Genomic DNA, 23,933 nt, shown 5'->3' with positions numbered 1-23,933 from the left:
ACGCCATTCACGGCGTACTTTCTCCTGCCTTGACTTAGTGAATAAATAGAAAAAAAGCCTTTGTTCTGACGCCTAGGCCTTAAAAAAATGATAATACTATGACTGCACGACACGTATAACCATATTTTGAATTTTTATATTAACTTAAAATCATCAACAAACTCATAAACACTGGGTTTTCGGTCACGCACTACTTATGTCTTTCTCTTATTGTGCCTTAGCGTAATGCTCGACACAAAAACGGCCGCTATACTGGGTGTGTTTGCCATGATGATCATCCATGATATGATGAACTAGGTCACGAACATTTAGTTTTTTAGCTGGGACACTGAGATGGATCATGCCATTGTTAAGATCATCAGTGAGTTCGTCGAGAACACGCTCTTCGGCTTCACTTGCTAAGCGATGAATTTTTCGAGATAGCATTGATAAGAAGCCATGTTCAAGCCCAGTAGGATCAAAAGCTTTGATGCCATCGGGCCCATGCAGAATATAGAATTTAGTTTGATCGAGTCCCTGCTTATCCAGTTCATTGAGTGTTTCCAAGAAATCCTCTTCAGTTTCAAAATCACAGGAAATGCGATTGACTTCATAGGCGACATACTTCTTAGGATATTGGTTATAATTTTTCATTTTTCTATTCCCTTAATTCAAGTTTATAATAGTTAATAACTTACAAGTTTATTTAGGGAGCAAGGTCTAGTCGCTTTTTTACATCTATTTTTAATATATCTACGCTTTGTATGAGGGAGCTTAGATCTACCTTTTAAACATCATTTATATGTTTCATCAGTTCTAAGGCTGGGGACATAAAGATTCTCCACGCTAAGCCACATTCAGCCGTATAATGAGGGTATTGTTTCTCCAAGGTAAAAATTAGTGAAGTCATAAAGAGTTCATACATCTCATCACTTACACCTAAATTTTGATGTTGCTTCGCAATATTAAGTATATAGGGACTCGCAGTCTTGGTGACGAAAAACCCAATCGTATGCGAGATGGCTTGTTGAAGCATGAGTTTTTGATTTTCTAAATTCACGCCGGTGAATTTTTCTCCTATTTTCGGAGAACTTTCAATGAAGTGTTGATAAAAACAATCATAGAATTCATCAGAATGATTTTGAATATATTCATAGCTATCATTAAACAATTTATTGAAGTCTATTTCATTCATTTTTCGTCTCATCTCTTTCTATAAATACGATACTGAATCTTTGCTCGAGATAAAAGTTTTTTTTGCATCTTTTTCTGTAGATTATCGGCCATCTTTTTTAAGGTACTTCTCACCTTTCATCTAAGGCAACTCGTTGCCGCAACCCAAGCGTTACCCCAATCTAAACGAGCACAGCGAGTGCATCCTAAGCGTCAGCGCTTCCTAAGCACGTAGTGCGCCACGCGAGGAGCTCCTCTCCGCTCCCTAAGGCAAGTTGTTGCCGCAAGCCAAGCGTCAGCGCAATTCTTTTGCGCACAAAAAAAAAGCGAGATCGAAGTCCCGCTTTAAATCGATCGATATGTTCTGCTTATTTTTTGCAGCACTTACCATCTTTGCCACAACATTCTTTGCCATCGGCATGGGAATGATCGCCATCGTGGCCACAGCTATTACAACCAACGGCTGCAAACAATAAAACACCTAAGATTAAAAGTTTTTTCATTTTAAACTCCTCGTTTGATTAATTAAGTGGAAAAACCACAGACTAAATAAACTCACTTAAGTTCATAAAAAAAAGTTTTTATGAAATATTTTTAAAAAATGCTCTATTTGACAGTCATTTTCGTATGAAAATTATTTCATCAATATTTAGATTCAATTATTACATAAGTTTTCATTTAAAGGTAAATAAATTGTGAAACATGTACCATGACCCAACTTAGAAGTGCATTCCATTACGCCATTATTTAAATCAATAAAATCTTTACAGAGTAATAGACCTAAGCCTGATCCTTCTTCGCCTTCAGTACCGAAATTCTTTTTGATTCCTTTTATTTTAAAAATGTTTTCTAGCTGATTTTTATCAATTCCAAGGCCCGAATCAATGATACAAATTTGTAGCATATGATTTTTTGTGGGGTTAACATTAATCACTACTTTAGACTTACGATTAGAAAATTTAATCGCGTTGGAAAGTAAATTTTGTAGTACTGAAATAATCATCTCTCGGTCAAAAAAAGCATTTATATCTTTATTACAATCAATTTCAAGTTCAATCTCTTTTTTATGGAAGTTGAGTTGAAGTATAATTTGAACTTCATTTAATATTTGAGATAGGTTACAGAAGCTTGGGTGACATGTAATTGTTCCATTTTGACTTCTTGACCAATTGAGTAGATTTTCTAATAGATTGAAAGTCAATTTACTACTTTCATAGATCTCTCTTAAAATACTTTTCATGTCCTTTTGGGAGTATTGCACATCATCATTAATAAAAATTTCCATCAGGCCTATTAAGCTATTAAAAGGTGCTCTGAGATCATGTGAAATTATAGAGAAAATTTTATTTTTTGATTCTAAGGCATCTGTAAGTTCTTGATTTAATTTTTTTATTTTAATCTCAATTTTTTTTTGCACGGTTACATCGAGTTCTATTGCAATGAATTTTTGCAAGATGTTATTTTTGTCAAAAATTGGTTGGATATTCATATTTAACCAATATTCACGTCCAGATTTTGAGTAATTTAAAATTTCTACTGTAATGGGCTTTTGTTCTATTAAAGCTTTTCGGATATTTTCACGAGTTTGGAGGCTTGATTTCTCTCCTTGTAAAAAATCACCAGGTTTTTTTCCTATGATCTCATATAATTGATATTCAGTTATCCGAGTGAAACCCTCGTTCACCCACTCAATATGACCTGTAGCATCAGTTACAATTACAGCATTTTCAGTACTCATAGCAACCATAGCTAAGGTGTTGATAATAGACTCATTATCATACGGTGGTAAAGCATTATGATTTGTCTTTATATTCATTGACTTTACTCTATTTCTCTTTGCTTATTAGGGTTCATAATCCTTAGTGTTTTAACTATAAGCTCAGTAAGTAAGCGGAAGCAAGTTTTTCATGTAGGATGGTTTGATCATTTCTTATTTAAATCCTAGTATTGCTTTTAAATATATATAAATTTGATCATTGAGTTGAGGTTTTGCGAAAAATCATATTTACAGAAATTATTTTACTAAGTGCTATGGATATGTTTTTTATAAATGATAATATTTTATCTTGCTCAATAAGCTAGTCACTAAGTCTAAGAGAGCTTTTAAAATTCTTTTTAAGTTGAGAGAAAAATGACCGTACAAGAACTAATCAAGGAAATCTGCCGGAATGCAGATTGGTATGCCGATAAATTTAAGGTCAGTGTAGACAAAGAATTTGCAGCACTCAACTTAGTCAAAGAAATTGGGCAATTTGCGGAAGCGAGACTTATTGAACAGGGTATTTCTACTAAGAAATTAAACGCAGCAGAAGCCAAGGACCGCATGACACAGGAGTTGGTTGATATTATGGCTCTCGCAATTATCAATGCGGACCTCTATGATATTGATTTAGAGAAAGCCCTAAGGGAAAAGTGGATTGATAAGACAGGCAGTTAATTCCTCAGAACTATCTTTTAAAGTTTTTATTCATCTGTTGGCGGCCCTTGAAGTTGTCAGCTTCAAAATTGCCTCACTAAATGTGAATAGCCTATCATCACTGGCTCTAAAGTTTACTTATTACTACTCATTAAGCAAATATATGCTCAAAACTTATCATAATAAGTAAAGATGCGAGCCCTAAACAGTCGGCTCAATGACTTTCCCCCCAGACGGGGAAAGATAAATTAGGGCTCGCATGCTGCATTGTAATTTGGAAAGGCATAAAAGCCAAGGCATTGTTTATTTTTCTTGATGATTTGGAAAACTTTTTTGCACCTTGATAGAAATGAAACCTTACGATTGAGGCAATGCTATAAGATTTTCTTATATATAATTGTTTAATCCAAAGTATTACTTAAGCAGGTATTTGTTTAACTACCGGGTGTGAGTTTTTAGAATTCTTATTTTTTCTTGTTTTACAAGTGGATTGGTCCGCAAGCCCCAAATACGATCTCTCGCTAAGCGATAAGTCTCTTTAATATCAATAATTGGATCAGGATATAAATGAAGATTTGCGTACCCCTTCATTTTAGCTTCCATCAGTTCGATTTTCCATGGCTCATGAATTTCATTGTTATTGAGTTCTTTGAGTTCCGGAACCCACTGGCGAATAAACTCACCATGGGGATCATTATCCATCGATTGCTTGATCGGGTTATAGATACGAACTGTATTGATTCCAGTAGTTCCTGCCTGCATCTGAAATTGAGGGAAGTGAATACCCGGTTCATAATCTAAAAATAACTTAGCTAAATGATAAACACCATCACGCCAATCTTGAGCTAAATGATGACAAAAAAAGCTTGTGAGCATGGCGCGCATACGAAAATTTATCCATCCCGTAGCATGTAAACAACGCATACAGGCATCGACCAGTGGGTAACCCGTTTTTCCCTTTTCCCAGGCCCTTATGTGTTCTGCATTAAAATTAAGTGACAATAACTCATAGCCTTTGTTGAGGTAAAGATACTCATATGAGCATTCTACTTCGAATTTTTGGATAAAATGACTTCGCCATTTAATTCGAGTTAATAGACCCGAATATGCTCGTTTATTATCTTTGTATTTAGGTGATTCTTTAATAAATTGATAGACTTGTCGCGAACTTATATTTCCCCAGGCCAAGTAGGGTGATAAACGGCCACAGGATTTTCGACTTTTACTAGGCTTAGAAATAAATCTATGGTAATCTTTGCCGCGATCAGCCAAAAAACTTGTCAGATAGCGATGAGCTGTATCTTCTCCAGGGTTTTGCAGATTTTTGGAGTAGGGTTTTGAATGATATTTAAAATAAAATACAGCAGGAAACAAATCTTGATCAAAAGTAAAATGACCTTTGCTGTAACTATTTCGTATAATGTTGGCAGAGTGCCAAGAAAACCAGGCTTTGTCCCACTTGTCACGATTTTGAATACCACGTTTAATTCCGCTATGTTCAGCTTCCAGCAATTCAATTTTTTCTTGCCAACAAAAGTCAATAATTTGACGATCACGTTTCCATGTGCGAGTCGTACCATGCTCTTGGTGGGCAAAGATGTTCTTAATTTGGTAATTCTTTTGAATGTATGCGAAAGCTTCTACAGAACTGGCATGTAAGATGTAGAGAGGACGATTAAATGGTTCAAGTTTCTTTTGCATTTCCAGGAGCGATAAGTAAATAAAATTTAAATGATTCTCCGAAACATCGGGGGCATTAATTAGGCGCGGTTCAAAACAATATATAATCAAATAGGGGAGCTTAGATGCTTCTGCGGCAGCTAAGCAAGCATGATCATTCAAACGCAAGTCACGCTTTAGCCAAACTACATTAATTTCTTTCATTTATTAGAGCTTTTTTACATAGTTTCCAATACTTGAAAAAGGATGAGAAATCACCTTGGATATTACACAGTTTTGGCTGTGAATCTTCCGTGCCACTATATTGATTTAAGGGGTGCTGGCGATAAAAAATCTTTCCTCTACATAGCGCTCGTAACTCTGCGAAACTACCTGTGAATAAAATTAAGTTAGGGATATTCTTGCTAAGCTTTAAAAAGAAATCCATTACTCTAGGAGAAATCGGGTACTGATCAAAAATTTGGGGTTCGAGAAGTAAAATACGATTAGCCAATTGCTCTTTTCGCCATTGGGGATCAAGGTTATAGTAATTGTAAATGAGGCAATCATCAAGAACTAGCTCATTGGGATTGGCTTGTTGTGGAACCCGCCATTTGAGTTCTAGTTCAACAGAGTTATCGAATTCGTCCAGTGATTGAACTTTTGATAATTGATCATAAGGCTTGTCCAAAAAAGTCCTCACTTCTGAACTTCCACAATACTTATTTATATTTTCTTGATTAGCAATATACTTCTTGCTATTTAAACAGCCCGCTACCCATTGCCAACTCAAAGCATTCGAAGCCCAATCACCATCAATCAAATTATAATACATCCATTGGGCAGGCTTATGCCAGTGGTAGCTTCCAATATTACAAATACTCATTGCTAAATACATACGCATGTGATTATGCAGGTAGCCAGTTGAATTAAGTTGCTTAATTGCCGTGTTAAACATTTGTATACTGCATTGGCCTTTAACTAAGCAATGAGGCATGCCATGATTATGAAAAGCCTGCTGTGTATGCCGTAGATCTTTATTAATTTTAATACCATAAAACTTCCATTGACTCTGCCAATAATCTCGCCAAGCCAGCTCTTGAACAAACTTTTCGATTTTCTCCAAATTATAGCCACGCTTAATTAAAGAATCATATACAGTGCGAGTACTAATCACACCACGCGAGATGTAAGGAGATAAGCATGAAACTGTCCCGTCGAGAAAGTTTCTCGTTTTCGCATATAAATCGGGCTTATAATTATCCACTAAAGATAGAATGCGTTCATAAGATGTGGTAAAGGTTTTCATTAACTTCCATGTTTTATAAAAAACTGTGTTAATTATGCTTAAAAACAAACTAAGTTTAGTATTTTGAAGGCGGAATAACTTAGGCCATCTTTTAAAGATAATTTATTTTATAGAGCGCCTATTTTAAAAAATTATTTTCTTATGATTTCACACCCTATAGTGCTGTGTCGTTCTAACTCGAAGCTAAGGAAAGATAATGAATGAGTTCATGCTTGCCAATTTTCAATTAAAATGGGAGCTACAAGTGAGTGACCAAGACCTATGGAGTTGGTTGATCACCTTACTTTATTTTATTGCACTTATTCTAAACATTAAATTTATTATTTATTTAAAATCACTTAATAAAAAATACGACAAAAGCCTTTATATTTTAAGTACTAATTTAATCTTTGTTTTGGGAATTAATAAACAACTAGACTTACATGTTTTATTCAACGAAGTAGTCGCAAAAATTATTAATAGCCTCGAGCTTGGTAAATATAAATTATTAGTTCTGCTGCTTTTTATTACTATTATGAGTGTTTGCCTCATTGTGCTTTGTTTAAAGCTTTACAAAAAAAGAGATGAACTCTTGCGCTACACAAGGATGTTTACTACGGGACTTTTTCTGCTTATTTCATTTTGTGTGGGGAAATTTACGATGATTTACGCCGCAAAATTCAATGAACAAACCTATACAATTAATTTTACTAATATTCTTAAAGCACTAGAGACTGTTGCATTAATAGTGATCATATGTGCTTTATTAGTTATAAAAAATAGGCAAGACTTAACAAGTCATAAATTCTAAGAAAATTAATCCAGTATAAGGCCGTATGATAATATTAATAAATATAAAATTGAGGCCAGCTCTATTTTCGCTCTATAGCTAGCAGTCTGTCGGACTTTGAGCTTCCTAAGGAAAAACGGAGTGAATAAAGACGGTTTTAGTACGAAATGAGACGAATATTGGACTTATTTAACGATTTTCGGGCAGGAACTCGGTGGGATTAAGCTGTTTTGCAGTCTAACGGAGAGAAGCCCGACAGGCTACTAGGGCACTCATTATCAGAGTGTAGCGACCTGTTAAATGAAACCTAATCTCGGAATAAATGTTCCTTAAGCGATTGCAAACTAAGCGTAGTACTAGCCTAAATAATTACTCTCAGCAGATTTAAGCCCCTACATTTAGACAATTAATTAGGAGAATCGCGTGATTCAGCAGACTTTTACTGACAGACCTTCTGTTTTAAAAAATAGCATGCGTTTATTAATGCATCGCCCTAAGTTTCATGCCCATGCGCCACTGCCTGAAGTAGAGTTGCGATTAGCGCTAGACTGTATAGATTTAGCAGAACTTCATGATTACCAGAAGCTCTGCACGTATGCTGTTAGTGATCAAGTACCTCTTTGCTTTCCTTATGTACTTTGCGGGCCTTTGCATTTACAATTACTCACGAGCCATCCCATACCAGCCATGGGTTTGCTCCACTTGCGGAGTCAAATAAATTGGTCAGTTTGCAGAAGCCAGACTCATTGACCAGCAGATCGTTCGCAAGCTCACTACAGATCGGCTTCGCTTTGCAGTTGGCAGCCTTGAAAAACTTTAATCACAAAATATATCATTGCCTCTAAAGAGAAATGCGAGCCCTATTCCTCTTTCCCCCAAGACGGGGAAAGAGGAATAGGGCTCGCAAGCTGCAGTGTAATTTCGAAAGACACAAAAGCCAACGTATCATCTATTTTTCTTGATAATTTGATCAGTGTAGTTATCAGAATCAGAACGCTACGCTGGAAGAACTTGCTGTAAGTTTTTTTAGATCAAGTAGATCTAATGATGTGTGCGAAATAAGTAAATTTTATTTTGGTACACATCTTTAAGAGGAAAAAAATATGCTTATATGAAAGTTTTAAACCCCTCATTTTTAATTAGATATAACTTATGTGATATAAAATGTTTAGTTTGTGCTATAGCTCCGGTGACAATAAAAATGTGAAGCGAGTAAATAATGAAAATGAATAAAAGAGTTTTATCTCTAGATATACTCAGAGGTATTTGTATTATGATTGTATTAATACATCATGTGAGTATTGATAGTATTCCCAATATACCTGAGCTTACAGGAGTGTCAGGTTTTATCTTTTGGAAAATAAGAGGGCTTGGTTGGTCTGGGGTCGATTTATTTTTTGTCTTGAGTGGTTTTTTAATTGGAGGCCTTCTTTTATCTGAACTTGAGCAATTTAAAAAAATTAATATCAAGCGCTTTTTGTTAAGAAGAGGTTTGAAAATTTGGCCTTCGTATTATTTACTAATTGTTGTTTTGGCACTGTTTGGTGCAACGAATTGGATTAGAGAGGGAGATTTTAGTGAGCAATTGACTCAGGTGATCGTTCATGTTTTGTATTTGCAGAATTATTTCGATATAGGCACTAATGGACCTACTTGGTCATTGACAATTGAAGAACATTTTTACACCATTTTACCCTTCTTGATTTTAGCCATCTACCATTTTTCTGGTAAAGTTAATAAAAACCTTAAAGCCCTGCCTATCGTTATGAGCATTATCATTATTATGATTATTGCAAATAGATTCATACATAGCTATAACGTAGATGATTTAAAGAACCATTTTATGCTATCTCACTTTCGTTTTGATAGTTTATTAGCAGGGGTCGTTATACAGTACTTTTATCGCAATAATAAAGAAAAAATGAAAACTTTATTGGCTAAGCATCAACTCACTCTATTTAGCTTGGCTTTTTTATGTGTGATTCCGTCGATGTTCTGGGGTAGAAATACCCCCTTTATGTTTACGTTAGGTTTTGCACTTCTAACCTTGGGGTACGGATTAATATTATCTCGAGTTATTTGTCATGGTTTTGGTTCTTTTGAATCTACTTATGCAGCAAAAGCTTTAGCTCATATAGGATGTTGGTCTTATAATATCTATCTATGGCATTTCTTTTTGCCAAAACTTTTTAAACCTTTTTATGAGCCGATACAAATAGCTATTTCAAATATTAGTACACTTCCTGAAATTGTTCTTTTAATCCAAGCTGCCTTCTATATAGGACTTTCGATTTTAGTAGGTTACTTAGCTACAGTGATTATTGAAAAACCTTTTCTTAAACTTAGATCAAGATATGTTCCACAAGGCTTTAAGCCCAATGTAATATGAGCTTTTTAATTGTAGGAATTGGCAGAGATTAGACTACTTCGCGCAAAGGCAGCTCCGCTGAACAAATAAAGACAATTAGAAAAATTCTGTTATCAGTTTGCCATCACTAGCCCCTGCTGAAACCTAAGTTCGAAACGAGCACAAGACAAGCGTTAGCGCTACCTAAGGCAACGTATTACCGCTCCCTAAGTCGAAGGTGCTCAATTAAATAATTACTCTCCGCGGAATTGGGCCCCTATATTAGGCAATTAATTAGGAGAAGCTCGTGATTCAACAGACTTTTACTGAAAAACCTTCTGTTTTAAAAAATAGCATGCGTTTATTAATGCATCGTCCCAAGTTTCATGCCCATGCGCCACTGCCTGAAGTAGAGTTGCGATTAGCGCTAGACTGTATAGATTTAGCAAAACTTCATGATTACCAGAATCTCTGCGCGTATGCTGTTAGTGATCAAGTACCTCTTTGCTTTCCTTATGTACTGTGTGGGCCTTTGCATTTACAATTACTCACGAGCCTTCCCATACCTGCCATGGGTTTGCTCCACTTGCGGAGTCAAATAAATTTAATCGACGCTATTGATCCCCTTAGTCCCTGCGAACTCATTTGCCGTAGCGGACAGAGTCAACTGACTCCCCAAGGCTTTGAATTTGATGCTATCTCCATTTTGGAGCAGGGGGGTAAAATTCGCTGGTCTTGCACTGCTACTTTTTTACGTCGTGGATCATTTCCCGAGGCAAAAGAATCACAAGAGCCCGTACTGAATAAGTTAGATTACGCAAATCCTGTAGGGAGCTTTGCTATTCCGGGAAATATCGGTCGACAATATGCACGGATGTGCGGAGATTTTAACCCCATCCATATCTCAAGCCCTAGTGCCTGGCTATTTGGGCTCAAAGGCTCCATTGCCCACGGGATGTGGGTGTCTGCGCGAGCTTTGCCACTACTCAACAAAGAAGCTACTTCTCTAGAGCTCGCCTTTAAGGGTCCCGTCTTTACAGGAGGTTATGTGGAGCTCATGCAAAAGGACTTAGATTTCAATCTCTATTACTGCGGTAATCCCCGTCCGGTCATTCTTGGACGCCTTTCTTAAACTTCAGTCGACCTTTAATCGGCGTCAAAAATTACAACTTTAGCGACATAGTTTTTGACGATTTTTCTAAAGTCGTCATGGATCTGTACGACTTGGTAATTATCGTGGTCTTTCTTGGAATCAAATACCGCCGTAAGCTTATAATCATAATCCTTTGAGATAACGGCACGCTCAGTATCTGCGGGAGTTCCTAGCGTGTATAAGACGGCAGGTGTAATCGTCATGAGTTTACTGACTTCCGAAACGAACTCTTTTTGTTTCTCTATGGATAAATCTTTTTGTAAAGTGAATAATACTGTGTGAACAAACATAGCCGCAGCCTTTGTGGGTTTAATTATCAAGCACTCATATTTTACCCCTTGGATGATTCATTAATATTTTTAGGTATAAGCTTTTTGTGTAATAAATTTGTTTGATTTGTCTAATTTTTTTGGAAAATTCTGGCTTATAATATCGTGTGCAAGCTCACTATATGATCTCTGTGCATCATTTAGGAGCTGTTATTACACCGACTGAATTTAGGGTGATTTGTCATTGATCTGTCGTTAGACTGGGAAAGATCAAAATGGAAAGAGCCTCAGTAAAATAATTACTGAGGCTCTTAGTGCTCCCGGGCAGATTCGAACTGCCGACTTTTGGCTTCGGAGACCAACGCTCTATCCAGCTGAGCTACGGGAGCAAGTTTTAGAACAGTTTGAACTGAATTTGAATCTAATCTTCACTCATAGGCTTTCAATCACCACGGTGAACAAAAGTCCTTGATTAAGTATGGGAAGTTTATTCGGCTGATTGACGAGTGCGATATTCGTTGATGGTGCTGATGAGGAAGTCATCTGCAAGGGCCTTGGTGTAGGAACCATTCTCAAAAGTCTTCATTGCACCAATGCCATCCATGAGGACAAAGCGAATTTGACCCGAGCGTACTTTTTTATCGGTATACATTTTTTCCACGAGTTCCTCAGTCGAGATCTCTTCGGGGACTTCGGTGGGTAGACCACAGAGAGCAATGAGCGCATCAACGCGACGGTGATCTTCATCAGAAATGAGTTCGAGCTTGTTGGCGAGAAGTGCCTGGATCGAGAGGCCCACGGCAACGCATTCGCCATGTAAAAGCTGATACTCAAAGAGGGTTTCCATCGCGCGTCCTGCGGTGTGACCTAAATTGAGGACTTGGCGTAAGTTAGCTTCTTTTTCATCGCGACTTACAACATCATATTTGATGCGGCAGTTGGCTTCGGCAATGAATTCGCAGGCCTCGGCATCGAGTTTTGCGTCTTCCGCAGAAGCAATCTTGGTGATATTAGCTTCGAGCCAAGCAAAGAATTCGGCATCGGCGAGGCAAGCATGCTTAATCGTTTCAGCGAGTCCGGCGCGGACTTCGCGATCGGGAAGAGTACTCCAAGTCGCAATATCAATATAAACTTTAACGGGTTGATTAAAGAGGCCAATGAGGTTGGTGGCATGGGGGGTGTCCACAGCCGTTTTTCCGCCCACCGAAGCATCGGCAGCTGAAAGTAGGGTGGTAGAATAGTTCGCAAAGGGAATGCCACGTCCAAAAGTTCCGGCTAAGAAACCGGCCAAATCTGAAACGACACCGCCACCGAGGGCAATCACTGCGGAGTCACGCCCAAAGCCCTTGTCAAGCATTTCGTTTTCAAGGCGAATCTTAGTTTCACGGGTCTTAGAATGTTCACCCGCAGGCATGCTAAAGAGCTCGACTGTAAAGCCTTCTTCTTTGATAGCGAGAATCAAGTTGCTCGCATAAAGGGGAAGAACATTTGAATCCGTGATGAGGGCAAGTTTATTAGCCTTGGGGAAGAGACCATTTTTGAGGTCTTCAATCAAAGTAGAAAAGAGGTTGAAACCAATTTGGATGTCGTAGGAATCATCCACAGTTTTTTTGAGGGGTACGTGAAAAGTAGCCATGATTTATTGCTCCGAAAATTATTTGCCTTAAGTAAAGCAAAAAGTAGCTTTTTTCAAGTGGTAAAGATCAGCTTCGCTGAAAGAACGCTCCACTTGGGACCGCCAAGCTCCAGCTTGGCAATTGCGTATAAAAAACCGCTCCACTTGGGACCGCCAAGCTCCAGCTTGGCAATTGCGGATAAAAAACCGCTCCGCTACAAGACCGCTCATTTCATTCGCTGCAGATCGGTCTTCGCCCTGCAGACATCAGTTAAAACCTGGGCTTTTCTGAGTGCACTTGCAAGTAGGTTTTTGTCTTAATTCATAACTTTTTGATAACACGCTGGTTTTCTTTTTTCTAAAACCTGCAAATAGGTTTTTTCACAGTAGTTAGTCCTCGTTTTCCAGCATCGGTACATAATTCTTATCCATTTGTATGCTAAAGCTCTTAAGATGCAAAAATGAGGCATATTGAGAGCTTTTTTGTGATAATAAAATTCATGAGCCCAGATAGATGATCGGATTGAATTGTTAGCAAATTCCACAAAGCTAAGCTGAGTGAATCTATCACACAAAAACCTCCTTCTCACAATATTCATCTTTCCACTCTGAATTGTTACAGGTGCTACTTCACTAGTCTTTAAGACTTCTTCTACTGATTGAAAACGTTCTCTATCATCTCCAAAGAAAGCCATGAGTCGAGGTCCAATACTTGGTCCTGCTCCTGGAAAGGAATGAAATAGTTCATAGTCCTCATGTTCTGTATAGATCTTCAAAATCTTTTTCTCATAAGCTTTAATAACTTCATTCAAGCTTTTGATTCGCACACAGAATTGTCGAGCTTCGAATACATAGCAGTCTAACTCATCTTCATCGTGTACAACAACAATAGAACTACGTAAGGCTTTAACTCTTTCTTTTGTTTTTTTACTACTGGTACTTCTCTTATTAAAAAATTTCGTGATCCCAATTTGATGGGCATTAAGAATCGACTGCGGACTTGGATACTTATCTAGGAATTCCATAAATATTTCTGCGTACAGATGGTTGCCAACTACTTTAAGGGCTTGTGGATAATAAATTTTAAGCAACGCAGTTAATTGATTAGTTAAACTTGTTCGATCATCCACTAAATTTCTTCTGCGAAGATTTAACTTTTTCAGACTTCCCTTTGAGAAGGAAGAGTCAGCTTTATTAACTTTATTCGGATGCTTTAAATATAATTCAAGTAAAGCCTTGGTATCGGAACGATCGCTTTTTGCACCGCTGACATGGAAAGTCTTTGAAAATTTAGATGAAGTCGTGGGATGAACCGTGTATACATCTAAATTACTCATGGACAGCAGTAGGTTCATCAATGCACTTTGGCAGCTTTCTATAACGACGGCTATAGAATTACCTTGAAGGCTCCAAAAGAAATCTTGAATCTCAAACAAATCATTACTAATAACTTTTGTTTCTTCATGATTATCTCGAAGAATTCTGAAATTATGCTTTTCATCAGCCCAGTCAATTGCTACAATTACCGCGTAATCAGATGGTTTTTTATGAGTCACATTATACATTTTTACTCCTAGGGAATATATAGATTTAAAAAACAGCATGCGAAATTCCTATAGCATTCGTGGTGGAAGCTTTCTGAGTATTCGTCCCGCTGAAAAACATTCCCGGTCGAAATGCCCAGAAAGTCTTTTTAAAGACAGGAGCACCAATTCGTACCGAGAATGATTAAATTTATATGTTCCTTTTTTAATTCTAAAATTTCTCCCCCAGACCCCCTCATTATATTTATCTATTTAATTACTTGGGCTACTATAGGAGTACCGCATTCAATGCGGAACCTATCACCTGCTTCCGACCACCTAAAGTAATTTAACCACAGATCAAACATATAGGACAGATGGAAAGGAAAAACCTGAAGTAATTAGAACCACAAAAAATCACAAAATAGCACGGAAAAGATCTGTTTGATCTGCTCAATCTGGGGTTAAATTTCCCTTGATCTTGATTTCAATTAAAAATTATCGCACAGCGCTCCCTGCCACCTAAGCGTCAGCGCAACCTAAACGAGCGCAGCGAGTGCAACCCAAGGCAACTTGTTGCCGCTCCCTAAGCTCGGGACGAGCGCCACCCAAGCCGCAGGCGCAACCTCCTTAGTAAATTGATGATCTAATAATGAAAAGAGTACAGGAAATACTTGATGAAACTGAAAGGGTGAAGCAGTTTGGAGAAACGAAAAAGGAAAGAACATGAATTGCCCCCATTGCCAAAGCAAAAACCTCGAACATCTCACACCCATTACCGATAGCAAGAATCAAGCGAAATTCTATCACGCCACCTGTAAAGATTGTCATCAGGAAGTTCGCATTGATTTGGATGGTTCAGTTCAAGATTCCGTTGAACACGATAAGTCTTGGTTAGATGACCTCTCGAATTTAGTCGAGGAATAAGAGAGTTAGACCGCTGTACTGAAAGATCGCTCATTCCATTAGCTACAGATCGGCTCGACGAGCCTGCAGTTATCAGTTGAAATCTGAAGTAATTTGAACCACAAAAAAGCACAAAAAAAGATCTGTTTTATCTGTTGGATTTGTGGTTAAACTTCCCTTGACCTTCCATTAAAAATTGCTCTCCTTCCATGTTTTTCTGTGCTTTCCGTGGTTCGCTGTCTTTTGTTCTTTATCCCCAACTGTGGATTTGTCTAACTATGGAATCGTTCCCAAAAATAAATCTGCCCCATCTGTTTAATCCGTGGTTAATGACCTTAAGCCTGTAACCTAAGCCGCAGGCGCCCCCTAAACGAGCGTAGCGAGTGCAACCTAAGCACGAAGTGCGCAACCCAAGGTAACTTGTTGCCGCCCTCTAAGGCAGATATGAGAGGTGTTTTATCTTGGATTCTTAATTGTTTAATTAATTTTTTAGTTTCTTGTAAGAAACTTCATTTTCGTACGTCTTTATGCTCGAGGAATAATTTTTTAATTCTAAAGGAAATTTTATATATAATGAATGTTCTCCTACTATTAAAACTCTTTTTATTGTGCTTTTCTATAAGTTGTTTTGCAGAACAGCAGGTTATAATTGAGTTGGATGTGAAACAAGCGAAGAAAATCGAAGTGCGTTATGGTGATATTGGACCTAGGAGTACCTTGCTTTTTTATTTGTTTAAAGAGAAGAAATCTATATTAAGAATACACATAGATAAGAAAAAGGATAAAATTAATCTCGATTCTAAAATTTATTTTTTTGATAAAATGGTGACAGATGAAGGAATGAAAAAATGGGTGAATAATCAACACTCCTGTGGCGTTTACCCTGATGTCCCCAAACCCATAAAAACGATCCTCATGACAAAGGATAATTATACGATCAAGTCAATTAAAACGATAGGTGAAAATAAAGATGTGTTCAAAAATGTTTTTATTGATCATGAGATTAAGCTAGAGTTCTCGGTCTTTACAGACAAGGTCAACTTTAAATTAAATAGCTTTGCAGTCGATACGAAAGTATACGAAAAGCAATAGTTAACGTTCGGCAATTGCGGATAAAAAGATTGCTGCGCTCAAAGATCATTCAAAAGCTCACTGCAAGACCACTACGCTGAAAGGTCGTTCATTTCATTCGCTGCAAGACTCTGCACTGAAAGATCGCGATGCAGATGGAAGGGGAAAATCAAAAAAAAGCCTCAGTAAAGTGAATTACTGAGGCTTTTAGTACGCCCGATAGGATTCGAACCTATGACCTACGGATTAGAAGTCCGTTGCTCTATCCAGCTGAGCTACGAGCGCATGTGGCCTTGAATTTGCAACAACATGAAAAAAAAGCAAATCGTAAAAAGTTCTTTTTTGAGTTTAATTTCCGCTTTTTTGGAGTGAAGATAAATGGGACAAGAATAATCTTAGTTTTTGCGATTGCTCAGATATGAAGCTCTGCTATCTTAGCGCGAATTAATAAGCAAACTTTTGAGAAAACAATGGCTATAGAAGACAAAGATAAAATCATTGCAGATTTGGGCAAAATTGAAGATATTGACGATCGCTTCACTTGGTTAATCAAATACGGGCGACAAGCAGGTGATTTGGCAGAAGACAAACGTGTAGATAAATTTAAAATTTCTGGCTGTACCTCTCAGCTCTGGTTAGTTCCGGAGCTCAAGGACGGCAAGGTGATATTTTCGGCTGATAGTGACGCAGCTATTCCCAAAGGTCTCGGGGTAGTGTTTGCTTCAGTTTACTCTGGTTTAACTCCTGCCGAAGCGATGAGTCTTGACGCGAGTTTCTTGGAGACTGCGGGCTTGAGTGAACATTTATCGATGAATCGTCGCAATGGACTCAGTAGCCTGCACAAGCAAATCATGCTTTACTGTGCGACTTTCTCTGCACTTGCGGGACAAGGTATTCAGGATTACGCTATTTAGGAAGGTGCACTACGTGCTTAGGTAGTACTCGCTGCACTCGTTTAGGTTTCAGGAGATAGGCACAAGTTGCCTTAGGTTGCGCTGGCGCTTAGGTTTAATCTTTTTATCATTTGCAAGCGCCATTGGTCTGAGCGTGCAATGATACAAAAGTTAAAAGGACTGATACTTGAGGAGCTAGAACGAGAAAAGTTGCATTGGCATTTGTTGCATGTAAAAATCTCGTTATTGTAGGAGAAAGAATTAATCAGCAGGTGAGTTTATGTCGGTAACTATTTATGATATTGCAAAAGAAGCAGGGGTTTCTGCGAGTACGGTTTCTCGCGTGCTCAATAGTTCTTCACTGATTAGTGATGAGCGCAGTAGCAATATTATTGAAATAGCGAATCGCTTAGGTTATACCAAGCGTGCGATAAAAAAGCAGAAGAGTCGGGCAATTTTAAATATTAAACTGGTCTTGGGGCAACTTAATGACCCTTCTTTACCCTTGGTGTATTCAGTACCAGAATTAATCGATGGCATTAAGGCGGGTGTGCCCGAGAATCAGCTCAATATAATTTGCGAAACGAGCAATAAGACAAAGGATTTATTCTCTAGTAAAAAGAGTGGCCAGGCGGATGCAGTCATTTTCGCTTTCTGCCAAGTTCCCAAGTCGACTGAGCAATACCTGAAAGAAAACAATATTCCTTTTTTAGTACTCAACCGTTCACCAGAAGAAAATGATTTTATTACCTTTAACAATAAAGAGGCAATGAATGAGCTAGTGAAAAAGAGTTTAGTTAAAACCAGTCGTCCGGTCTTCCTAGAGATGTATTCGGAGAATGAAATTACTACTGAGAGGCGTCAAGGTTTTTTGAATGCTTGTGAGGAACTATCGATTGCAGATTATGAATTTATTCAACTCAACTCTTTAGACGAAATTGATCGTCATTTATTAACGAATTTTACCAAGAAAGGCAAAAAGCAAATTGTTGCGATGAATGATATAATTGCCAGTGTCTTTATGTTTCAGGCACTCAAAAACTCCTACAAGATTCCAGAAGATTTTTCTCTGTCGGGTTTCGATGGCTCGAGTGTCAGCTCGATGCTGGCAAGTGAACTGCGTACCGTGAGCCTGCAGATTAATAAGCTAGGGCGCAAGTCGGGGGATTGGATCACTAAGCGCGTGCTTGAACGCGAAGAAGCGGCTTATCAAGTTTATCTCAAAGGCAAATATATTGAGGGGAGTACTTACTCGTCTTAGCAGGGGTAGTATCGTTTGCTACTTTCTCGTAAAGTCTAGCTAATCAATATTTTGTATCTTTGGTTTTTATTCTGATTTAAGTGGAGTATATATGAAATCGATAAATTCCAAGCATTGGGATGGGACGTTTAAATCAATGGAAAATGCAGCGATAAATGATTATAAAAATACGAAATTTTATTAGAGATTTGGGTAACTTTGGACCCATTTTACTCTTTTCGGTAGTCGGGCCAGGCGTCGGAGCCATTGTGCTGAGTGCCACGGGCTCACAATGGTTAGATCCTTTGCGAGATAGTTCATTCTCACTATTAATCTTTTTTATTCTCGGCTTGGTGCTTACAGGCTGTTCCTTAATTCCGACTCACGCGGTTTCTTTAGTGGCGGGGATCTTATTTGGTTCTTTTGTGGGGCCTGCTTATGCCTTGACCACGATTACCTCGGCATCGCTAGTGTCCTATGTGCTCTTTAGTCGTCTCTTAGATGACGAACTTTTAAGTTTGTTAGAGAAAAAACCTCGAGCCAACATGATTTACAGAGAACTTTTAAAGAGTCATGGTCTTAAGACTTTATCTATGGTGATTTTAATTCGCCTCTCACCAGTGATGCCTTTTGCGGGTACGAATGTGCTCTTGGCCGCAGGTAAAGTGAATAAATTAGAGTTTCTTTGTGGGTCGGCGTTGGGGCTTGCCCCACGCGTTATTTTAGTGACGATTGCGGGCTCGCAGTTATCGACGCTCGACTTAAGTCAGGGTGCGGATCGTTCCCTTTTTACTCTAGGGATTATTGCGACAATCGCGAGTTTGGCGATCATTGGTCATGTCTCGAAAAAGGCTCTGCGCAAGATGGTGAATATCGAGGCAGCAGCAGAGTAATTTGCTTACTTCGCAAAATTAGTCATCCGCGGGTGCTTTTAAAGCAGCTTTTTGCGAGTAGCGTGAAGGATTCAATTTAACTTAGGAGCCCCCATGAAAACTCGCTTGATGAATGACTTTAAAGAATCCATGAAAAATAAAGATGCCACCAAGAAAGCTGTGGTAACGGAAATTCGCGGTGCAATCAAAAATAAAGAAATCAATGAAAAGATTGAAGCAAGTGATGCGCAAATCACCGCCATCATTCAAAAAATTCAAAAAGAAATGCATGAGTCACTCGACGCTTTTAAGAAAGCGGGCAATGCCGAACAAGTTGCGGAGCTTAAAGCGCGCTTAGAAATCGTTGCAACTTACTTGCCCAAAGAAATGGATGAAGAAGAAATGAAGTCAATCATTGAGCAGGTTGTGAATGACTTGGAAGATAAGTCGATGAAGAATATGGGCCGTACAATTGCTAGCGTTAAGTCTCAGGTCGAGGGTGCGGGCTACTTGGTCAATGGCGGTAAGCTTTCGGGTCTAGTGAAGGCGGCATTGAGCTAAGAGTCATTTTAAATGATCACAAAAAAGGCCAGCTTCGACGAAGCTGGCCTTTTTCTTTAGGTGAATTGCTTATTTCATTGAATCGAGGTAATCAACGAGTGAAGTGAATTCGTGAAGGTTAAGATTGAAGACTAAGCCAGGAGGCATTTGCGACATCTTAATAATTTTCTTATCGGCCATGTGCTCTTTGGTTACCTTCTCCGTAAGACCAGCAGCATTCATTAAGTGGTAGTAGGTATTATCTTCTTCTACTAGAAAACCTATATGTGATGGCTTATTGCCTTTGGGGATGATCTCATAAGTAGGGAAGCCTTGAGCAATAGCGGCCGGTGGATTGAGGATAGATTCAATCAAGAACTGACGTTGGAATTGGCTGCCTGCAGTACCCATATAGGGACCTTTTTGGATGCCGGTATTATTGACGGCGTGACAGGCAATGCAGTTATTTTTATTAAACAACTTGGCGCCGAGAGCCACATCGCCTTTATTCGTCATGGCATATTTGGCTGCTCCCTCTAAGCCGGCACTCACAAGTGGTGCAGATTTCTTGGGGTCTTTTGCGACTTCCGCAACAGCGGTGTGCATGTCCATAACAGTTTTTGCTGATTTACGTGTCCCTGCATAATCCCAATTGAGGTTGGCCTTGGCGCGAGTTTTATATTTCTCATCGAGTAAATAGAGGTCGGCAATCGCTTGGTAATAACCCGGATTATGAAGTCCGATCTCGCTATCGATAATTTTTTGATTTGCGACAATTTTCTTGCCAATGTTTTTGTAGAAGGCAAAGAAAATTTTCTTCCAAGCTAGAGCGGCAGCATCATCGTCGAGTTCATTGGCGAGTTTTGCGATTTCTGCAAAATCGTTATGTTCTGAGGGGAAGGTCCAGTAATCATGGGCTAAGGCGTTAGCAGCTAAATAGGCTGGATCTTTTTTGTCGAGTGTAGCGATATCTTTCTGAAATTTTGAGATGGAAGTGAGGAGGGCTTTAGTAGCGACCATTCTTATTTCTTGCGAAGATTTTACTTTTTTCTCGTTAACAACTCTTTCTTTTGGAGCTTTACGACCTTTTCCCTTTTTGACGTAGCGAATGGCACCTGCATCTATCCATTGACTAAAAGTACCCAGTTTTTGTGCAGCTTTAATACGTGTGGGCCAAGCGGTTTTGCTATCCATCGCAGCAGTTTGTAGGGTGGCAATATGTTGTGGGCTTGGATTGGTTGCATCAAGTGCAGAGAAGAGGATATCGACGCCTTCTAGCTTAAGTTGCGAGGTGTTGATTTGGTTGAGGTTGAGCTGGGCAATAACATCAACTTGCGAAGAGGCTTGGAATTTTCCAAAGTTCTTTTCAATTGCCTTGATAATTTTTGGCGTTTGTTCCCAAGTTTTACCCTCGTAATAGGGGCCGTGGTCTGTTGGACGAGTGCCCCACCAAGCAACTAAATCCCATTCGGCTTCCTTTTGAGAAAGACGCGCTAGGATATCGAGTACAAGTAAACGACTCGCATCATTGTATTGATCATTAGCGAGTTCCGCAATCATGAGATCAATGAGTTTTGGGTCATGTATGGTTTTCAGTGCGTAAGAAAGGGTTTTCTGAGTTTTGTAATCGCCAGATTTAAAACGTTCGAGGTAGTGCTTCCAAGCTTGAGGATGATTTTGACCAAGTCCTGCAAGGGTACGTGAAGCGAGGTGAGGCAAAGCCATTGTACCAAGTTTACCGACGCTATCTACTTTCCAAGATTGAACAGCGGCATCAATAATCGCATTGCTTGCTGAAGTGCTGAATTTATTGAGACGACGTAAGCTAATGAAGGCTTGAAGTCGGACTTTTGGATTAGCATCCTTAAGGTAAGGAGTGATGAGTTCAGGTGTGACTGTAGTCATTTGAGTTTTGCGATCAGTGAGAGCTTTTAAGGCCATTTCACGCATGCTTGGATCCGCGAGAAGTTTTTTACAGGTATCGTGACTCGCTTCGCCTAAAGCTTGCTTCAGAGTGAAGAGAATAGCAGTACGAGCATTGACTGAAAGCTTTTTATTTAAGCATTCAGTTGTGAGTTGAGCAATTGTTTGAGGAGATAATTTCTTTTGCAAGAGGTATTGCTGAGCATGAAGTCGAATAGTAGAACTCTCACCAGAGAGGTGTTTAATTAATTCTGCATCACTCGCTGTTTTTAAATTGGGTGTTTTAGGCGCTTTATAATCTTTAAGTTTAGCCGTAAAAATGCGACTCACGGGTTTATCATTACCAGCAAAGGCAAAGCCAGCACCCACCCAGTCGGAGAAGTAGAGTTGTGACTGGCCATCAACTTCAATATCTGTCGCACGGGTAAGGGGAGTGAAGATGTTTTGTTTCACTTCATAAGTGGCATCTTTAGGCTTCATGTCGAAAGAAAAAACTTTACCCGTGGTCCAGTCACAAGTATAGAGCTTGTTATTAAGGTCTTTTGGGAAGCCGGGTTCATCGAGGAAGAGCACGCCCATACCTGAACCGCCACCATAATCACCGAGCGAAGCGATGTGTTCATCGGGGAAGTTTTGGTAGAGTTTTGGGTAACCAAAATCAGATTCGGGAACTTGGTGGTGCACACGCAGGTTCCAACCCTTACCATCATTGGTGTTATCGCGAGTGAAGAGCTCGAGTGTAGGAGAAATTGCTACGGCGAATTGGTTACGGGTATTTTCGACATACATTTCGATTTCGCTTCCGTCAGGACGAATACGTGCGACACCGCCACCATGAAAGCGGAAGGTATCTCCCGCAGCAGTTTTAGAATCTTTGATACCAAAGTCACCGACTGAAACATAAAGCCAGCCATCGATACCCATGCGTACGCCATTTGTGGTGTGATCGGCACCTCGTGGGTGTTCGATGCCACCACCCCAGCCATCGGCTAAGAGAGTTCTTTTGTCCGCTTTGCCGTCACCAGTAGTGTCTTGGAAAGAAGTTAGGTATGGAGGGTGAAGTAAGTAGTAGGTGCCGGCCACAATATGGCCACCGCGTGCACTTTCGATTTTTGGGATATATTCAACAAATTTGTCGGCTTTGCCATCACCAGTGGTATCTTTGGCGCTTACGACATTGCCGAGTCCTGCGTAGTGACCGAGGCTGCCGTTAGGGTCTTGGGAGATGTAGAGGGTGCCATCAACATCAGCACTTAGTGCAGTTACATATTCGATATAGGGAGGTGATGCAAAAAGGTTGTGTTGGAAACGCTTGTCTAATGAGAGTGAACCTTCGCGATGCTTGACATAAGCAGGACTATTATAAGCCTTTTCTTTGTCCATCGATTTACGAGTAAAGGATTTGATATTGCTTTTTTGAGGGGCAGCAAATAAAGAGGCATTGACAAGGGCAATGCAAGCTAGGAAGGGGCTGTATTTGAATTGTTTCACGGTGTTTCCTTTTTTAGTCATGTTTCATATGAACTAAAATACGGAAGGGAGATCTCAACACTTATAGAAGAAAAAAATTAAAATAATACAATTGGTAATGTCTAGCAACAAGAAAGTCCGAATAAAGCGGACTCTTATAGGCAATAAAAAAGCCCGCATTGAGCGGGCTTATGGAAATTATTTTTGAGCAACAAGTTTGGAGTATGAGTCACGTCCCATCTCTAATTTTGTATCTCCTAGTAGTTTGACTTTGTGTGCAATGAGTCCTGTACGATTACCCATTTTATCACGACCAAACTGAAAAAGTGTGAAGTTGTCTGGAGTGGTTTTGATGTAAATCATTTTTTTATTTTTGATTTTAGCGGCACCATTGGCGTCAAAATTAACACTGCTTGCATCTTTGTCGCTATTCCATGTGCCGACGACATTTTCGTTAGGGTAGATGTCAGGAAGAATGGCATCGTATTTAACTTGAAGTTCTTCGTGACTATAAAATACAACTACAACAACTATGGCAGATAATACTACCGCTTTGAAATAATCTAAGGCTTTTGGTTTTCTAGCTGTATTCTTTTCTTTATTTTCAGACATATTTATATGCTCCATAATCATTAATCTACATAGTCTTAATCGCACCCATTAAAGCACATCTTTCACACAAGTCAAAAAAGTTTTACTTTTCTGGAAATTCTCAAATTAATATACTTCCATACTCAAGTAAAGTTTAATTGAGCAAGGAAAAGAAGGGAAAAAAAAGTGATAAAAAAACAATATTTAGTTAATTT

General features: G+C 38.9%; 22 protein-coding genes and 2 tRNA genes. 11 read left to right on the top strand and 13 right to left on the bottom strand.

Annotation, left to right across the window (positions count from 1 at the left end; translation table 11 throughout):
* Positions 1–207: 207 nt before the first annotated feature.
* From LNTAR_RS15210 to LNTAR_RS15200, 4 genes are all read right to left on the bottom strand, one after another.
* Positions 208–633, bottom strand: a complete 426-nt coding sequence (locus tag LNTAR_RS15210; protein WP_007279615.1) for a hypothetical protein — start codon at positions 631–633, stop codon at positions 208–210.
* A gap of 133 nt (positions 634–766) precedes the next feature.
* Positions 767–1,186, bottom strand: a complete 420-nt coding sequence (locus tag LNTAR_RS15205; RefSeq protein WP_162026408.1) for a globin domain-containing protein — start codon at positions 1,184–1,186, stop codon at positions 767–769.
* 334 nt (positions 1,187–1,520) lie between these two features.
* Positions 1,521–1,655 carry a hypothetical protein gene (locus LNTAR_RS28250; RefSeq protein WP_007279613.1) on the bottom strand — a complete coding sequence of 45 codons (135 nt, stop codon included), beginning with the start codon at positions 1,653–1,655 and terminating at the stop codon, positions 1,521–1,523.
* A 152-nt stretch (positions 1,656–1,807) separates the two neighbouring features.
* The gene (locus tag LNTAR_RS15200) at positions 1,808–2,968 is read right to left on the bottom strand and encodes a PAS domain-containing sensor histidine kinase (RefSeq protein ID WP_007279612.1); all 1,161 of its coding nucleotides are present in this window, start codon (positions 2,966–2,968) and stop codon (positions 1,808–1,810) included.
* A 315-nt stretch (positions 2,969–3,283) separates the two neighbouring features.
* Here LNTAR_RS15200 and LNTAR_RS15195 point away from each other — a divergent pair, with 315 nt between their 5' ends.
* Positions 3,284–3,589 (top strand): nucleoside triphosphate pyrophosphohydrolase family protein, encoded by a 306-nt coding sequence (locus LNTAR_RS15195; RefSeq protein WP_007279611.1) that lies wholly within the window; start codon positions 3,284–3,286, stop codon positions 3,587–3,589.
* 417 nt (positions 3,590–4,006) lie between these two features.
* Here LNTAR_RS15195 and LNTAR_RS15190 read toward each other — a convergent pair whose 3' ends face one another.
* Positions 4,007–5,452 (bottom strand): cryptochrome/deoxyribodipyrimidine photo-lyase family protein, encoded by a 1,446-nt coding sequence (locus LNTAR_RS15190; RefSeq protein ID WP_007279610.1) that lies wholly within the window; start codon positions 5,450–5,452, stop codon positions 4,007–4,009.
* The gene (locus LNTAR_RS15185) at positions 5,439–6,536 is read right to left on the bottom strand and encodes an FAD-binding domain-containing protein (protein WP_007279609.1); all 1,098 of its coding nucleotides are present in this window, start codon (positions 6,534–6,536) and stop codon (positions 5,439–5,441) included. Before LNTAR_RS15185 ends, LNTAR_RS15190 begins: the two co-directional genes overlap by 14 nt.
* 196 nt (positions 6,537–6,732) lie before the next feature.
* Between LNTAR_RS15185 and LNTAR_RS15180 the strand changes: the two genes are divergently transcribed.
* From LNTAR_RS15180 to LNTAR_RS15170, 4 genes are all read left to right on the top strand, one after another.
* Positions 6,733–7,326 carry a hypothetical protein gene (locus tag LNTAR_RS15180; protein WP_007279608.1) on the top strand — a complete coding sequence of 198 codons (594 nt, stop codon included), beginning with the start codon at positions 6,733–6,735 and terminating at the stop codon, positions 7,324–7,326.
* A 402-nt stretch (positions 7,327–7,728) separates the two neighbouring features.
* A complete protein-coding gene (locus LNTAR_RS27250) occupies positions 7,729–8,055 on the top strand; it encodes a hypothetical protein (protein WP_157473613.1) in 327 nt (108 codons plus the stop codon).
* 469 nt (positions 8,056–8,524) lie between these two features.
* Positions 8,525–9,694, top strand: coding sequence for an acyltransferase family protein (locus tag LNTAR_RS15175; protein WP_007279607.1), 1,170 nt, complete (start codon positions 8,525–8,527; stop codon positions 9,692–9,694).
* A gap of 265 nt (positions 9,695–9,959) precedes the next feature.
* Complete coding sequence (locus LNTAR_RS15170) at positions 9,960–10,784, top strand: MaoC/PaaZ C-terminal domain-containing protein (RefSeq protein ID WP_007279606.1); 825 nt, start codon at positions 9,960–9,962, stop codon at positions 10,782–10,784.
* 14 nt (positions 10,785–10,798) lie between these two features.
* On the opposite strand, the gene LNTAR_RS15165 is transcribed toward LNTAR_RS15170, so the two are convergent.
* From LNTAR_RS15165 to LNTAR_RS15150, 4 genes are all read right to left on the bottom strand, one after another.
* On the bottom strand, positions 10,799–11,095 hold the full coding sequence (locus LNTAR_RS15165) for a Dabb family protein (RefSeq protein WP_007279605.1): 297 nt from the start codon (positions 11,093–11,095) through the stop codon (positions 10,799–10,801).
* A gap of 294 nt (positions 11,096–11,389) precedes the next feature.
* Positions 11,390–11,463 (bottom strand) — tRNA-Arg (locus tag LNTAR_RS15160).
* Between the two features lie 98 nt (positions 11,464–11,561).
* Positions 11,562–12,710: a 3-dehydroquinate synthase gene (gene aroB / locus LNTAR_RS15155; protein ID WP_007279604.1), complete on the bottom strand. Its 1,149-nt coding sequence runs from the start codon at positions 12,708–12,710 to the stop codon at positions 11,562–11,564.
* Between the two features lie 296 nt (positions 12,711–13,006).
* Positions 13,007–14,254, bottom strand: a complete 1,248-nt coding sequence (locus LNTAR_RS15150) for an IS110 family transposase (protein WP_007279603.1) — start codon at positions 14,252–14,254, stop codon at positions 13,007–13,009.
* Between the two features lie 684 nt (positions 14,255–14,938).
* Here LNTAR_RS15150 and LNTAR_RS15140 point away from each other — a divergent pair.
* Positions 14,939–15,139 (top strand): hypothetical protein, encoded by a 201-nt coding sequence (locus LNTAR_RS15140; RefSeq protein ID WP_007279601.1) that lies wholly within the window; start codon positions 14,939–14,941, stop codon positions 15,137–15,139.
* A gap of 552 nt (positions 15,140–15,691) precedes the next feature.
* On the top strand, positions 15,692–16,210 hold the full coding sequence (locus LNTAR_RS15135) for a hypothetical protein (RefSeq protein WP_007279600.1): 519 nt from the start codon (positions 15,692–15,694) through the stop codon (positions 16,208–16,210).
* Positions 16,211–16,400: 190 nt separating this feature from the next.
* Here LNTAR_RS15135 and LNTAR_RS15130 read toward each other — a convergent pair.
* A tRNA-Arg gene (locus tag LNTAR_RS15130) sits at positions 16,401–16,474 on the bottom strand.
* Between the two features lie 185 nt (positions 16,475–16,659).
* Between LNTAR_RS15130 and LNTAR_RS15125 the strand changes: the two genes are divergently transcribed.
* The 4 genes from LNTAR_RS15125 to LNTAR_RS15110 all read left to right on the top strand — a co-directional run bounded on the left by LNTAR_RS15125 (position 16,660) and on the right by LNTAR_RS15110 (position 19,755).
* The gene (locus LNTAR_RS15125; protein ID WP_007279598.1) at positions 16,660–17,103 is read left to right on the top strand and encodes a SufE family protein; all 444 of its coding nucleotides are present in this window, start codon (positions 16,660–16,662) and stop codon (positions 17,101–17,103) included.
* 259 nt (positions 17,104–17,362) lie between these two features.
* Positions 17,363–18,343: a LacI family DNA-binding transcriptional regulator gene (locus tag LNTAR_RS15120; RefSeq protein WP_007279597.1), complete on the top strand. Its 981-nt coding sequence runs from the start codon at positions 17,363–17,365 to the stop codon at positions 18,341–18,343.
* A 155-nt stretch (positions 18,344–18,498) separates the two neighbouring features.
* Positions 18,499–19,215: a TVP38/TMEM64 family protein gene (locus tag LNTAR_RS15115; RefSeq protein WP_007279596.1), complete on the top strand. Its 717-nt coding sequence runs from the start codon at positions 18,499–18,501 to the stop codon at positions 19,213–19,215.
* A gap of 93 nt (positions 19,216–19,308) precedes the next feature.
* Positions 19,309–19,755 (top strand): GatB/YqeY domain-containing protein, encoded by a 447-nt coding sequence (locus LNTAR_RS15110; protein ID WP_007279595.1) that lies wholly within the window; start codon positions 19,309–19,311, stop codon positions 19,753–19,755.
* A 69-nt stretch (positions 19,756–19,824) separates the two neighbouring features.
* Here LNTAR_RS15110 and LNTAR_RS15105 read toward each other — a convergent pair whose 3' ends face one another.
* Positions 19,825–23,148 carry a DUF7133 domain-containing protein gene (locus tag LNTAR_RS15105; RefSeq protein ID WP_007279594.1) on the bottom strand — a complete coding sequence of 1,108 codons (3,324 nt, stop codon included), beginning with the start codon at positions 23,146–23,148 and terminating at the stop codon, positions 19,825–19,827.
* Between the two features lie 177 nt (positions 23,149–23,325).
* Positions 23,326–23,739, bottom strand: coding sequence for a hypothetical protein (locus LNTAR_RS15100; protein ID WP_007279593.1), 414 nt, complete (start codon positions 23,737–23,739; stop codon positions 23,326–23,328).
* Positions 23,740–23,933: the final 194 nt, after the last annotated feature.

The sequence above is a fragment of the Lentisphaera araneosa HTCC2155 genome, from assembly GCF_000170755.1.
GTDB lineage: Bacteria > Verrucomicrobiota > Lentisphaeria > Lentisphaerales > Lentisphaeraceae > Lentisphaera > Lentisphaera araneosa.
The sequence above is the reverse complement of the archived record's forward strand: the minus strand, read 5'-3'. Positions and strand labels throughout refer to the sequence as shown.

Excerpts from the sequence above, each read along its gene's own strand:
- LNTAR_RS15135 (WP_007279600.1), top strand. The coding sequence starts at position 15,692 with ATGAATGTTCTCCTACTATTAAAACTCTTTTTATTGTGCTTTTCTATA.
- LNTAR_RS15125 (WP_007279598.1), top strand. The coding sequence starts at position 16,660 with ATGGCTATAGAAGACAAAGATAAAATCATTGCAGATTTGGGCAAAATT.
- LNTAR_RS15205 (WP_162026408.1), bottom strand. The coding sequence starts at position 1,186 with ATGAGACGAAAAATGAATGAAATAGACTTCAATAAATTGTTTAATGAT.
- LNTAR_RS15120 (WP_007279597.1), top strand. The coding sequence starts at position 17,363 with ATGTCGGTAACTATTTATGATATTGCAAAAGAAGCAGGGGTTTCTGCG.
- LNTAR_RS15150 (WP_007279603.1), bottom strand. The coding sequence starts at position 14,254 with ATGTATAATGTGACTCATAAAAAACCATCTGATTACGCGGTAATTGTA.
- LNTAR_RS15165 (WP_007279605.1), bottom strand. The coding sequence starts at position 11,095 with ATGTTTGTTCACACAGTATTATTCACTTTACAAAAAGATTTATCCATA.
- LNTAR_RS15195 (WP_007279611.1), top strand. The coding sequence starts at position 3,284 with ATGACCGTACAAGAACTAATCAAGGAAATCTGCCGGAATGCAGATTGG.
- LNTAR_RS15185 (WP_007279609.1), bottom strand. The coding sequence starts at position 6,536 with ATGAAAACCTTTACCACATCTTATGAACGCATTCTATCTTTAGTGGAT.
- LNTAR_RS15110 (WP_007279595.1), top strand. The coding sequence starts at position 19,309 with ATGAAAACTCGCTTGATGAATGACTTTAAAGAATCCATGAAAAATAAA.
- LNTAR_RS28250 (WP_007279613.1), bottom strand. The coding sequence starts at position 1,655 with ATGAAAAAACTTTTAATCTTAGGTGTTTTATTGTTTGCAGCCGTTGGT.
- LNTAR_RS15175 (WP_007279607.1), top strand. The coding sequence starts at position 8,525 with ATGAAAATGAATAAAAGAGTTTTATCTCTAGATATACTCAGAGGTATT.
- LNTAR_RS15115 (WP_007279596.1), top strand. The coding sequence starts at position 18,499 with ATGATTATAAAAATACGAAATTTTATTAGAGATTTGGGTAACTTTGGA.
- LNTAR_RS15180 (WP_007279608.1), top strand. The coding sequence starts at position 6,733 with ATGAATGAGTTCATGCTTGCCAATTTTCAATTAAAATGGGAGCTACAA.
- LNTAR_RS15100 (WP_007279593.1), bottom strand. The coding sequence starts at position 23,739 with ATGTCTGAAAATAAAGAAAAGAATACAGCTAGAAAACCAAAAGCCTTA.
- aroB (WP_007279604.1), bottom strand. The coding sequence starts at position 12,710 with ATGGCTACTTTTCACGTACCCCTCAAAAAAACTGTGGATGATTCCTAC.
- LNTAR_RS15140 (WP_007279601.1), top strand. The coding sequence starts at position 14,939 with ATGAATTGCCCCCATTGCCAAAGCAAAAACCTCGAACATCTCACACCC.
- LNTAR_RS15190 (WP_007279610.1), bottom strand. The coding sequence starts at position 5,452 with ATGAAAGAAATTAATGTAGTTTGGCTAAAGCGTGACTTGCGTTTGAAT.
- LNTAR_RS15210 (WP_007279615.1), bottom strand. The coding sequence starts at position 633 with ATGAAAAATTATAACCAATATCCTAAGAAGTATGTCGCCTATGAAGTC.
- LNTAR_RS15200 (WP_007279612.1), bottom strand. The coding sequence starts at position 2,968 with ATGAATATAAAGACAAATCATAATGCTTTACCACCGTATGATAATGAG.